7 protein-coding genes are annotated in these 14251 nt (G+C 39.7%); 4 read left to right on the forward strand and 3 right to left on the reverse strand.

The genetic code is table 11. From position 1 onward, the window contains the following. The first annotated feature begins 91 nt into the window (after nucleotides 1-91). Nucleotides 92-1411, forward strand: a complete 1320-nt coding sequence (locus RGQ13_RS16680) for a hypothetical protein (protein ID WP_348390867.1) — start codon at nucleotides 92-94, stop codon at nucleotides 1409-1411. Here the strand turns inward: RGQ13_RS16680 and RGQ13_RS16685 are convergent. Next, on the reverse strand, nucleotides 1408-3627 hold the full coding sequence (locus RGQ13_RS16685) for a Calx-beta domain-containing protein (protein ID WP_348390868.1): 2220 nt from the start codon (nucleotides 3625-3627) through the stop codon (nucleotides 1408-1410). The two genes, RGQ13_RS16680 and RGQ13_RS16685, sit on opposite strands and share 4 nt — an antisense overlap. 307 nt (nucleotides 3628-3934) lie before the next feature. Then, nucleotides 3935-4849: a LysR substrate-binding domain-containing protein gene (locus RGQ13_RS16690; RefSeq protein ID WP_348390869.1), complete on the reverse strand. Its 915-nt coding sequence runs from the start codon at nucleotides 4847-4849 to the stop codon at nucleotides 3935-3937. A 102-nt stretch (nucleotides 4850-4951) separates the two neighbouring features. Here RGQ13_RS16690 and RGQ13_RS16695 point away from each other — a divergent pair, with 102 nt between their 5' ends. Continuing rightward, nucleotides 4952-5296 (forward strand): hypothetical protein, encoded by a 345-nt coding sequence (locus RGQ13_RS16695; RefSeq protein WP_348390870.1) that lies wholly within the window; start codon nucleotides 4952-4954, stop codon nucleotides 5294-5296. A gap of 9 nt (nucleotides 5297-5305) precedes the next feature. After that, the gene (locus tag RGQ13_RS16700; protein ID WP_348390871.1) at nucleotides 5306-5686 is read left to right on the forward strand and encodes a VOC family protein; all 381 of its coding nucleotides are present in this window, start codon (nucleotides 5306-5308) and stop codon (nucleotides 5684-5686) included. Nucleotides 5687-5763: 77 nt separating this feature from the next. On the opposite strand, the gene RGQ13_RS16705 is transcribed toward RGQ13_RS16700, so the two are convergent. Beyond that, a complete protein-coding gene (locus RGQ13_RS16705) occupies nucleotides 5764-8829 on the reverse strand; it encodes a di-heme oxidoredictase family protein (protein ID WP_348390872.1) in 3066 nt (1021 codons plus the stop codon). 344 nt (nucleotides 8830-9173) lie between these two features. Here RGQ13_RS16705 and RGQ13_RS16710 point away from each other — a divergent pair, with 344 nt between their 5' ends. Continuing rightward, complete coding sequence (locus tag RGQ13_RS16710; protein WP_348390873.1) at nucleotides 9174-14081, forward strand: carbohydrate binding domain-containing protein; 4908 nt, start codon at nucleotides 9174-9176, stop codon at nucleotides 14079-14081. The last annotated feature ends 170 nt before the right edge of the window (nucleotides 14082-14251 follow it).

Genomic DNA, 14251 nt, shown 5'->3' on the forward strand with positions numbered 1-14251 from the left:
ATATGCATCACCCTTCACATTCAGTTTTAGCACCTATACAAAACCGGTAAAACCCAACTGAATGGTTAAGCTAACCAGAGGTAAATGAGTAATGTTAGTAAAAAAAATCACTATTTTTATAATGATCATACTTTCATGCACATTATTTTCTTGCGGTGGTGGAAGCAATCCTTCCACACCCGATGAAATACTTCAGGTTGTACAGCCTGAGCCAGAACCTGAACCTGAGCCTGAACCTGAGCCTGAACCTGAGCCTGAGCCTGAGCCTGAGCCTGAGCCTGAACCTGAGCCAGAGCCAGAAATCAATAACTTCACGGTTAATGAACATTACATCCTTAAGGACGGTTTGCCCTTTAACGTTAAAGGTGTTGTTTATGTACCGGGTTATCCTGGTCATTTGCCCTGGGAGTTAGAAACATCAAAGCAACTTTCTGCTGAGTTGCAATATAGTATTATACAAGACATTACCGATATTAAAGCGATGGGCGCCAATACGGTTCGGTTTTGGGGCACACCAGCATACAGCTACTATGCGCTTAAAAATATTGGCGGACTAAACTTCATTCAAACTATTTGGCTAGACGGAAGTGTTGCTGATTTTCAAGATGCTCAATTTAAGAAAAATAGCAAAGCATATATTAAAGCGGTGATTGACCGTATCTACAGCGTTTATACTGATAATAATCCCCCCCTGGTAGCTTACCTTATTGGCAATGAATTAAGTGAACAAAGCATTAAAAGTACAAATACAGCTCACCCAGAAATAAATCAATACCAAGGGATATATATTGCTACTGGTACAGGTATAAATGCCACCGAGGCGTTCATCGCCGAAATGGCTGATTATGCATTAAGTTATGAATTTTCACAGTATGGCAAACGTTCATTAGTCTCTTATGCCAATGATATACGTACTGCTTATCATGTTGAAACTCCCTTTCTGGATTTTCGCAGTCATAATGCTTATTCATATGCTGTGCCATATTATCGACCATCAACATTACCCGGCAGCGCAACGGGCACTTACTTTCAAGGCTGGCTTGAGGAATTAAAATCACGACATCCAGACATGCCTTTGTTGATTACTGAAACTGGCTTAAGTGTTTCGCCAAATGCCTACCGAGTCGGCGCCCCCAATTACGGCTATGGCGGTAATACAGAGGAAGATCAAAAGAACGGCTTATTGCAAAATTTAAATGATGCTCAAAGCACTGCATTGCCTGTGGCGGGCGTTGTTATTCATGAATATTTAGATGCATGGTGGAAATTTAGTTTAGAAGATTCATATACACAAGATCCGAATGATATTGAAGAGTGGTTTGGAATAGCAAAACTTAAAGATTCTGGTTATTGGTACAGCACAGAATTTAGGGATGTATATTTTGAAATTAAACAACTTTGGCTTGATTAAAAAATGGAATCACGTTTGCATTGAGTGTTGATGTTCAATGCTCTGACAAACCAAAACAATAGCGTTAAAAACAATAGATATATACCGTAAATACCACCACCAGATGATTTATTCTCAGTAGTACGGGGAATATAATCGTTATCTATGATCTCAACTTTAGCACTGTCCGTGTTGTGTTTACTAACTAGTTTAATGTTAAAGCTTTCAATACTTTCAGCTTCTTCATCATCAATAACTTTCAATTCAAGAAAATTGCTACTTTCTCCATGCTCAAACGAGAGGCTTTGTTGACTAATAACATAATCGGCATCTCGGTTGGTAGTTTGGTCTTCAACTTCTATTGATGCAGTTAATGTATTTACATTACCTTGCACTCGTTCAATTTTAATTTGTATGGTGCCCGTGTGTTCATCAAAGCGGTAAACGTTTTGGCTAAACTGTAATTTGCCGACACCATTACTGTTTAGAGTAGGATTTTCATTATTATCAAGTTCGTCCAGGTTATTTACACCATCATAGTCATAGTCATTTAAATCATCACTTCCATCACATTGCGTTGGTGGACTCCAATCATATACCGTTTCAAATAGTTCAAAATAACGCAGTTGCCAGCAGTAAATTGGGTTATTTAATAAATTCAAATAGTCCCACTCATTTAAGTGAAAAAGTGAGGATATATCATGTACATTATTTGCATTAATATTTAACCATCTTAGTCTTGTTAAATTTGCTAACGGCGATAAATCTGTCAAAAAATTATAATATAAATTTAACGTGTGTACATTTTCAAATGCTGAAAGTCCAACAAGTGAATCTATACTTTTTATCCTGCAATCAAGATCATTAATCATTCCTGTATATGGATAAATATCCTCAGGATAAAGATCATTAATGCAAGCTTGCAAAGCCTGATCATGTAAAGTTAGTAAGGTGTTCTGTGTTAACGTTAATTTGGGGCTGTCTTGATATAAGTTCTCAGCTTGAAATCGAACTAAATTAAGCGCGTAACTTGCATCGGCGCTTTCCAAAGTATTGCCTTTAGCTATACCACAAGGTAAAAATTCACACTCCTGATCGGGATTAGAAAACTGATATATTTTATTAGTTGTTGAGAATACGCTTTGGTATGCCATAACTGTAACAAATTGATTATCAACGCCATAACCTAGAGCAAAGTCAAAGGTAACACCTTTATGTGGATCTTGCTGACGGGAGTGATGTAAGCCTAAGTTATGTCCCAATTCATGGGCCGCTACATAGTCAGATTTATCCAAGGAAATCGCACTATACATTTTATCTGCAAACCGTACGACACTCCCGTTCTCGCCGTTAGCCCATGCATAGCCGGAATTTGATGAATTAGATGAAACACTTAAAAACATCACCATATCAGCGGCTGTTTCATAACGAAGTTTTCTAATTTCTGAAAATATAGGTGAGCTCGCTTTTGTTATATCTTTTAGTGCCGTAAATAAACTTCCATCACTGGAGTAGTCAACCTCTAAGGTTGCTGCTAATTGTATATTTATATATACGCCACTATTGAAAAATATCTGATTGGTAACGTCAATAATATGGTGGATCCTAGTTATTGGCTCATTATTAAATTTAGCTCTAACATCTTGACTGTAAACAAACAGAATATTGATATTTGCTATATTTGCGATAACCTCTGCTTTATCGTGTTTTGATGATGTTACATTGCTGGTCGTTTTTGCTTTCTCCCTGAAGCCAACTGATGGGGCTTCAGTCCTTGAGATTGGGATAATAAAATCTTCATTCGTTGAGTTGATGTTTTGACGCTCTTCAGTAATTGTTCCTGTATTATCAACACCCTCTAATAAATAGGTTTTTTCATCTGTAGCAATAAATCCATAAAATGAATTCTTTCCTATCGTTAAGATCAGTGGGTATAGCTTATTTCTCAATGTAATCTCACCTATATAGGCATTACTACCATTAGCATTGGGCTTAATGCGTTTAATTGTAGCTAAGTAGCTAAGTGAGTTATTAATAGGGAGAGTGATAGTCGCAGTAGGGGATAACTTTGATAACTGAATTCGATTAAGCGTTATTCGCTTCGAAAGGGAAAAACCATCTTCATTTTTTGGATAATATTCTATTCCTTCTTCATCCCACTCAACTATCTGCCATAAATTGTCAGCATAGCCGGGAATAGATACTAATAATAAAATTAAAAATAAGTGAATTTTCAACAGATGAGTTCTTTCATTGTTATCACTTATTATTGTTATTTTGGTGTGGTTATTTCAGATTCGTTTGTGCCCTTGGTAACTTCACTAAATTATAGTACAACAATTGGATTTTTAAACTTATTTCGATTCACATAATGATGGAGGTACACGATATGAGAATCGAAAGTAGAGCACTGTATTGAACAACTGCCGAGAGCAACGCATCAAGTAGTTACCTAAATAGGAATAACCAAAGAGCCATTTATTTAATTGAGTTTAAAGTGATTTATGCCCCTTAAAAACTTTACTTACCATCTCATTATTATCATTAGCGATTTACCTTTAGATCGGAAAATGACTCTAGTAACTTAGGCACCAACCAGTCTTCGAATAATTTCACTTTATTCCACGAAAACTGTTGTTCCGGCGCGACAAGATAAAGTGAATAAGGGCTTTTACTAGAGTAATTGAGTAACTTAACCAATACGCCAGCACGTAAGTGTTCCATTACTAGACTACTATTTACTAACAAAAAACCGCGACCTTGAACGGCACTATCAATCAAAGGCAATGCGTCATTAGCTTGAATTACAGGCACTAAGGTTTCATATTTAATATTTATGCTTTTGCAATAATCTTGAAATTTCTCCTGTATTCCAGCACTCATATCCTCTATCCATGGTAAACGAAATACTTGTTCAGGATCTTCTCTATTAATGTCAGCTAACAGCTTTGGGCTTGCAACAAAGATAAGATTATCATCATAGATTTTCTTCTGTATTAAATCAGAATAGCCACCTCTTCCCATACGAATTGCCAAATCAATACCTGATTGCTTAAAATCAACAAGTTCACTGGATGGCGCAAGTTGTACCATGATTTCAGGATGTAACTTCTGAAACTCCTGAAGCCTGGGAATTAACCAAAGCGAGCTAAATGAATGTACTGTAGATATACGTAATACTTGTGGGTTTTGGTCACCAGTAACACTTTGTATACCGGAGGAAAACTCTTCAAATGCTCTTTGGATGAAAGGCAATAATGTTCGGCCTTTCTCGGTAAGCATTGTTTGTTTATTAGAACGTTCAAATAATTTCGATTGTAAGTTCTCCTCCAACAATCGTATTTGTTGACTGACTGCCGCTTGCGTCACATTAAGTTGTTCGGCAGCTTGCTTAAAGTTTTTAGATTGCCCAGCTGCCAGAAAAAATTGTAGAGATTTTAATGGAGGTAAATATTTCATACTTAAGATTTTATTAATCGCACTTAATTTTATATCGTTTGTTTTTCAAGCTTATCATATCTAATCTGTTACCTAAACCTAAGAGATGAAACGAGAAGAAACATGAAAAACATATTAACAAAATCATTTAAAAACATAGCATTAATTAGTATTTATTTATTTTGCAACCTAGCGATCGCAGAACAAATCACTATAGATGCAGCGAACAACTATCCTTATAAAGATCTAATTAACCGAACAAGTGATGTTAAAATTATCTACATCACCAACAATGAAAGCTTTAGCTGCAAAGTTGAGGTAGTTTTAGACAAGATGAAGTGGGTGTCTACGGAAAAGAAAATTAGCAAAGAATTTTTTAATAATGATCCTTTATCTAATTGTCTATCGTCAGAAAAAGCAAAACAAATACTTTTTCAAACGTTTCTTGAGTTTGGACAAGGGTTATAAGAAGTTTCCATGAACTTAAATCAAGTTACCTTACCGGTTAATGATATGGATAAATCGACTGCGTTTTATCGTAATTTGGGGTTTACCCAAATAGTAGATACACCGCATTATGCTCGTTTCGAATGCCCTGAAGGCGACTCAACATTTTCACTTTCATTGGAGAATTCTAAATTAGCATGTGGTGCTGTGATCTATTTTGAATATGAAAAACTAGATGAATGGGTTAAAGAATTACAGGCTAAAGATTTTATCTTTACTCAACAACCAACGGACCAAAGGCATTTATGGCGAGAAGCTGTATTGCATGACCCATCAGGGAACAAAATAAAACTATACTGGGTAGGTGATAATCGCATTAATCCACCTTGGCGGGTCGAAATGCGTAGCTAAAAAAACCAACTTACATAAATAAAAATAAATCATTAATATAAGTTGGTACACGCTGGGATTCTGTTATTTAAATGAGTTTATAGTGAGTTTAAAAAGCTCCGCAAAGCATCTTTCTCGGCTGTGCTAAGTTGTTGATATTTCACTTTAGAAGCTTGCGATTCACCGCCATGCCAAAGAATTGCTTCCTCTATACTGCGAGCGCGACCGTCATGCAAATAGCTGTGCACCGGAGTACACTCTTCATTGCCTTGCCCGCCAATGGGGTTAATTACTCCACCGGTAACACACGCAGATAAACCTATACCCCATAATGGAGTTGTGCGCCACTCAGCACCTGTTGCTAAGCCTTCGCCCAGGTTATCGGCCAAGCCTTCGCCCATGTCATGTAATAACATGTCAGTGTAAGGATGAATTGTTTGCCCCACCAACTCAGTTAATGGATGATGTTCACTGGTTGTCATTGTGTCAGTATGACAATCATTACAACCAATCGTTGTGAATAGTGCTTGTCCATTTTGCACTTGTGCATCATCCAAACCTCGTTGCGCTCTTACCCCTAATAAAGAGATGTACTTAACTAGATTATCTAAATGTTGGTCAGCTAACTCAATAGTGTTTACGCCACACTCGCCTCTAGATTGCTGGTTTACTCCACAGTCTGGGTTAGAAAGAACACTGGTCATCACCCCCATATCGGTATTAAGCGCGCCGGCAGTTTGATGTTTAACGCTAGATGTTGCCGCTTTCCAGCCGAATCGCCCCAAACGAGTTTGTCCGGTTACTGGGTCTGTCACTTTTTGTGCTTTACCGGAAATACCAAACGGCGCAACTTCATCATTGACATCTGCAAGGGCCAAAATTTGTTCTTCTGGTATTGCTTCTAACAGACCTAGGCCAACTAACTGCGGCGCAATACGAGCAGAAAACTTGGCTGGTGTACCGGTTGAAAATTGATAATTTGGTGAACGCAAACCATTTGATTCGGTCCAGGCTGCTAATGAGACCGTACCCTCGCCTTGCACACTCCCCGTATTAGTTGGTTGTAATACACTACCCCGTTCAGCATCTGGTTCACCATTGCTATCAGCAATTTTAAATACCCACTTATCAAGATTTACACCAATTTCAGCAGGTGCTGCGCGGCCGTTTCGTTCATGACAATTCGAACAACTATCGTTAACAAAATGAGTGCCTGCTTTACCACTCAATTCAGCAAAGGTACCGTTAGCTGGGTCTTCATCATGTTGACCATCAACAAATGAAGTATGTAAAACACGACGGCCGAGTACAAATGGTTGACCATTAACGCTAGATAAATTGGTGGCCATTTGCATAAAGTGATCGTTTGGCTCATTGGTGTATTGATAAGGTAAAGTCGTATTGCCACCTAACCAACCGCTTTGTTCAATAGGATGAGAGTTTTCACGTTCAGTCGATTTAATTGCAAAGTCACCCACGGCTTTCCAAGGAACCATGCCGCCTTTACCAACTTGATACAGATAAGTTGTGCCGTAATAGTTAGTTCGACCTTCAGGTACACCATCAAGAAATTGGCTTACTTCAATTTCCATGTGTTGGCCTATGGCCAATGGCGAAACACTGCCATTTAAAGCTCTATAATCATTAATGGTGAGAGAGTATTTGTATTGGTCTCCTGATGTACTGGTTTGCTCTAGATCATTGTCATAAGTACCATGGCCTTCGACCACTACTTCAGGTTCATAATTACCGTGGTATTCAGCAACGGTATTCATACCTGAATACCAAGCTCTAAATTCTAACGCTTGTAGTTTCCACTCTGACACCCACTCTACTTTAATACTTGAGCCGCCTTTGGCAACATAATCGGTAAATTTAAAACGCGCGGTACGATGGGTCCAATAATGTGAAAGGTAATGATCATATTGTTGAAAATGATCTTCTTTGGCGTGACGATCTCGACCTCTATCGGCAAATTTAGTAATAATAGCTTCATTGGTCTCATAAATAATTGCCGGCTCTTGCTCGGTAGTGGCATTATATAAAGGTACGATATCGCCAAGAGATACATCGACGCCATAAGGTTGAACATCCCAACCTTCTATATTACTGCCGTTGGTATCGCCAATGGCTGCATCATTAATAAAGTAATATAATGGTCTACCTTTGTATGCCGCTTGCAAAGTGCCATCATCACGTACAACTGTTGTTAAATTTATTACTCCATTAGCCACTTCATCGGTAACCAACAATGGTGGCCAATTAACCGCACAGCCTCCGTTACAAGTGCTTCCAGTCTGCTCCAAATCATTATCAAATACATAGAGTGTAAACCCTTGGTTTGGTGCATCTTTACCTGCAATTAAGATTTCATTAGCAACATCAACTTCTATTAACTTACTAGGTTCTTCCACCACAATGGCACAACCAGTTGCATCAACCTCGACAGACGGTTCTGTATCTGGGCAAACATCTACAGTATCTAATATCCCATCGTCATCAGTATCAACTGGATCACTATTAACGGGCTGTACATCCCAGCCATTCACCCGACTACCATTTGACTCACCAATAGCCGCATCATTAATAAAGAAATATAGTGGTCTACCGTTATAAGCAACCTGAAAAGTACCGTCATTACGTGCCACGGAAGTTAAATTCTCTATCCCGGAAGCCAATTCATCTGTTACCAATAATGGTGGCCAGTTAACCGCACAGCCATCAATACAACTACTTCCTGATATATTTAAATCATTGTCAAACACGTATAAGGTAAAGCCAGGGTTTGCTGAATCTTTACCGGCAACTAAAATATCATTAGAAATATCAACTTCGGTTAATCCACTTGCGATTTCCACAATGATAGCGCAGCCTGTTTCATCTACTTCGTCGCTTTCGTTTGAATCAAGGCAACTATCAACAGAATCAAAAACGCCATCATTATCTAAATCTAGTTCTTCAGTTTCAGTATTATCTTCTTCTGTAGAGTTATCTTGCTCATCTGTAGGTGTAGTATTTTCGACCGGAGGAGTATTCTCAATTTCAGCTTTATCACTGCCCCCACCTCCACATGCCGTTAATAGGGAAAATAAAAATATGACAAAGCAATGCTTGAAGTTAAAACTTATGTTTTTAGGTAATTTATAAATTTGCAGTAAGTTCAAAGCTGCTCTCCTAGCTCAATAATTGTAATTTTGTTTTACCTCACAATATTCCTGACTTTTATTTAAACAAGCTAAAAAAGGCAAAACGGACTACCAATGAGGTAAAACGGAAACCTTGCAGTATTTCCCACACGCAGCCTAAGTACATAGCGCTATTTTTTGTAATTAAAATATTGATTTATACGACTAAAATCCCGTAATTTTCCACTTCACCGTGCCTGCAATACCCCTTCATCGCTTTAGCATTGCCTCTTAAAAATGTTTGTTACATGGTCATATTGCATATTTTTATTCTTATAAATTAAACAAACAAAACGTATATAAATAAATCGGTGGGGAAAGAAATGACTTTAGTAACCAAGAAAGTCCATCTTAGAAAAACATTGCTGACGGCGAGCTTAGCTTTAGCCTTAACAGCGTGTGATGGAGATAGTTCGTCTAATGATGTAGAAGTATTAGATGACCTAACTGTAGCTACAAATAGCGCACCTACAATCCATAGTAGCGCTGCATTAACAGTTGCAGCAGGCCAAATGTATACCTATGAATTTGTAGCAGACGATCCTGATGCAAGTGATACGGTTCATATCTCCGCCGAAACATTGCCAAGTTGGCTGAGTTTTGAAGCAGCTACTGGTTTGCTAACGGGTACACCTGGAAATTCTGACGCTGGCGAGCACACAATTGTTTTAGCAGTAAGCGATGGTACTGATGTAGTGAAACAAACATTCACTATAACCGTAACCATGCCTCCTATTGTTATTACCGGTAGTGTTATTACTAATGCTACCGCTGATATTGAATATAGCTACACCTTAGCTGCTACTCATGATGATGATGCAGCATTAACATTTTCTGCAACAGTATTACCTGTTTGGTTATCATTTGATGGCACTACAGGTATTTTATCTGGTACGCCAACGGCAGAAGATGTAGGTGAGCATACGGTTACGTTAATGGTTAGTGATGGTGGTGCTGATATTGTTAAAACATTTACTATTACAGTCTCTCTAGTTCCGGTAGAACTTGCTCCTCCAGGTTATATTTTTTATTCAGACAATGATGACTCTTTCCCTATCCAATATTGGGGAGATACTTGGGGTTCAGACACCGTATATACTGACCAATCTACCGATACGACTTACCCTAAAACATTAGAAATTTCAAAAAGTACTGGCTGGGGAACTGTTGTGGCTTGGGGCAATGACCCTGAGAATGCAATTGATATTTCAGCATATAGTAGTGCTAAATTTAAAGTTAAAACGGATACCTTTACTTCTGTTGAAGTTCTTGTTCAAAGTGTAACACTGCCAGAATCTAAGGAAGTTTATAACCTTGCATCAGGAGTAGATTTAGGTAATGGCTGGGTGGAATTGGAGGTTACCTTACCTGGTTTTACTGACATGACATGGTTTGCTCTTAACTTTATTGGCGATTCAGGTACTACTGTTTTCTTAGCTGATGTGTATTTCGGTACATTAGATGCAGAGCCACCTGTTGACCCAGTTGACCCAGTTGATCCTGTTGACCCAGTTGATCCTGTTGGTCCTGTTGACCCAGTGGATCCAGTTGATCCTGTTGTTCCGGTTGAATCAGTGGTTAATGCTGGTTTTGATGGTGGTGACACTGATTGGGTTATGCCGGCTTCTGGTTCTATTATCTCCGAAAGTGACAATAACGTTTTCCAAGCTATGGTTGACACAGCCGGTAATGTTTGGGACGTTAACTTAAGCCAAGTGATGACGCTTGTGGCAGGTCAACCTTATACGCTTACCTTTAAAGCAAAAGCAGATGTTGTTCGTACTATTGTTGCTGGTCTTGGTTTTAACCATGATCCTTGGACAGCGACTACCGAAGATGTAACATTAACAACAGATTGGGTTACTTACACTTATACCATTACGCCTGAAGTTGGTGATGATAATAGCCGAGTACTATTTGATATGGGCGGGGAAGCTGGAAATGTTTACCTCGACGATATCAGTGTAGTAGCAGTAGGTGAAGAACCACCTGTTGAACCGCCGGTTGAACCACCTGTTGAACCTCCTGTTGAACCTCGTACCCCTGGTGAATCAGGAGATGGTGCTACAACTACCACCACTCTGGGCGTTGATTTTGAAGGACCACAACTAACTTGGGGATCTTTTGATACTGCTAAGGTGCAATATGTTGCTAACCCAGATACCAACGGGATCAACACTTCAAATACCTCTGCTTTGTTCGATATTCATCAAGGTGACGGCGAGTGGATTGGCGCAAGAACCGAAGGTATCGATAATTTCGCTTTAGAGTTAGCAAATTGTGTTGTGAAGGTCGATGTTTACAAAGACACCATTAGTGCCGTTGATGTGAAATTTGAAAAACAACATGGTGATGGCTGGGGCTCTCATGGCTCAATATCTGCTACCAATACAGTAGTGAACCAATGGGAGACATTAACGTTTGATTTCTGTCACATGATTGGTCTACCTGAAAATGACGATATTGGTGGTTTTGCTATCTTTCCAGATAGAACGAATGCTAGAAGCCAAAATACATTGAACTACGTTGATAACATTACTTTCACCGACGGTGTTTCTGAACCGCCAGTGGAGCCGCCGGTTGAACCGCCAGTTGAGCCTGGTGCTGAATTAGTGATTAATGCTGGTTTCGATGATGCCGCAAGTTGGGTTATGCCGGGTACAGGTGCGATTATCGCCGAAGGTGACAATAACGTTTTCCAAGCTACTGTTGATACAGCAGGTAATGTTTGGGACGTTAACTTAAGCCAAGTGATGACACTTGAAGCAGGGCAAGCTTATACGTTAACGTTTAAAGCTAAAGCAGATGTAGCTCGTACAATTGTTGCAGGCCTTGGTATTAACCATGATCCGTGGACGGCAACGACTGAGGTAGTAACATTAACAACCGATTGGGTTACTTACACTTATACCATCACGCCTGAAGCTGGTGATGATAATAGCCGAGTACTATTTGATATGGGTGGCGAAGCTGGTAATGTCTACCTGGACGATATTAGTGTAGTAGCAGTAGGCGAAGAACCTCCTGTTGAACCACCAGTTGAGCCACCTGTTGAACCACCTGTGGCAGACTTAGTAATATTTGCCGATAATATTCTTGAAAGCTGGCCTGTATGGGATTGTTGTGGTGGCTCTACGCCAACGCTAGTTGATGCCGGCGGTACCAATGGTAATGCCGTAGAATTCAGCATAGGTGTAGCTCCTACTGTTATGGGCTTTATTTCCCGTGCAGTTGATGGCGCAATTAATCCAATGCAGTATGATGCAACATCGATTACGGAAACAGGTACGGTTTCATTTGACTTAAAAATGACTGCATCTCCTGGTGATACAGCTTGGCAATTAAAACTTGAAAGTGATGGCGGCGCTACATTTGCACAAGTTCCTTTATCAAGTAGTAATGAAGCTCATGCAGCGCCATTATTAGACACTTGGCAAACCTATACGTTTAAAATTGCAGATCTTGCGACTGCGGGCTTAGACGTAACTAAAATTGATGTACTTATGGTATTCCCTGATTGGGGTACTGGTGAAGGTGCCGTGTACTTAATCGATAATGTGCGTTTTTCAGCTAGCGAAGAACCGCCTGTTGAACCACCAGTAGATTCACAAATTGATCACCCATTAAACTTTGAAGCTTTGGATGTTGATTACACCCTAACCGACTTTGGTGGTAATACCTCAACATTAGCTGCCGATCCGGCAGGAGTTCATGGCACTGTTACTATGTCAGTTAAATCTGATTCTGCAGAATTATGGGCTGGTACTACTATGGGAACTGATTCTGGATTTGCAACAGCAATTTCAATTAATCCGTCTAACACCACGAATACCATGAAAGTTTGGGTATATTCTCCAGATGCAGGTATACCGGTACGTTTGAAAATTGAAGATCATAACGATAATACTCATACCGTTGAAACTGAAACTGTAACAACAGTTGCCAACACATGGGAAGAGCTTACTTTTGATTTCAATACTGAAGCGCCAGGGACAGAGCCTTTAATTCATGCCGACTGGGTATTTGATAAAGCTTCTATCTTCTTTAATTTCGGTACTGACGGTGCAACCGCTGGTGAGAAAACTTACTACTGGGATGAAGTTAGCGTAGTAACATCTGGTGAGCCACCAGTAGAGCCTCCAGTTGAACCGCCTGTTGAGCCACAACCTGATGAGATTGTTATCTTCGATGAAACCAATCGTACTGACTGGTTAGCATGGGATTGTTGTACGGGTTCTACCCCTGCAATAGCTGTTGATGACGTTGACCACGCTAATACTATGGAATTTAGTATCGGTGGCGCTACGGTAATGGGCTTTAGTGCTCGAGCAGATCATGGTGCAGTTGGTGGCATGCCATTTAACGCCAGTCCAATTACTGCCGATGGCGTGCTTAGCTTTGATTTAAAAATGACTGCATCACCTGGTGATACTGCATGGATGCTTAAAGTAGAGAGTAATAATGGTGCGAGTTTTGCCGAAGTTAATTTATCAACGAGTCAAGAAGGTCATTCAGCGCCTATATTAGACACGTGGCAAACCTATACCTTTAACCTTGCCGATTTAGCAACAGCTGGCCTTGACACAAGTGCTATCGATGTTGTTATGGTATTCCCAGCATGGGGAACTGGCACTGGTGCGGTATATCGTATTGATAACATGGCTATTTTAAATAGTGGCAATGACGCGACACCGCCACCACCGCCAGCTTCGGGAAGCCAAATTGATTATCCATTAAACTTTGAAGCTTTGGATGTTAATTACACCCTAACTGACTTTGGTGGTACTACCTCAACATTAGTAGCCGATCCTGCTGGTACTCATGGCACTGTTGCTATGTCTGTTAAATCTAATACTGCCGCATTATGGGCTGGTACTACGATGGGAACTGATTCTGGATTTGCAACGCTACTTCCAATCAATCCTTCTAACACCACCAATACCATGAAAGTTTGGGTTTATTCTCCAGATGCTGGTATAGCAGTTCGGTTGAAAATTGAAGATAGTAACGATGTTACTCATACCGTTGAAACAGAAACGTTAACCACAGTTGCAAATACTTGGGAAGAATTAACCTTTAACTTCAACAATGAAGCAACAGGTACAGAGCCTTTAATTCATGCCGACTGGGTATTTAATAAAGCTTCTATATTCTTTAACTTCGGCACCGATGGTGCAACCGCTGGTGAGAAAACTTACTACTGGGATGAAGTGAGCGTAGTAGTAAACTAACCCTCAAACTTTAAAAGTTGAGTATAAATAGAAAGGCTTACAATGCATATTGTAAGCCTTTTTTACATCAGGGAAGATGGAATGCAAATCGCCATGGATGGCACTAGATTTGTAACATCAGGGAAGATGGAATGCAAACCGCCATGGGCCGTTCATTCACATCCGTGTGT

This window comes from Thalassotalea psychrophila, from assembly GCF_031583595.1.
Taxonomy (GTDB): Bacteria; Pseudomonadota; Gammaproteobacteria; order Enterobacterales; family Alteromonadaceae; genus Thalassotalea_A; species Thalassotalea_A psychrophila.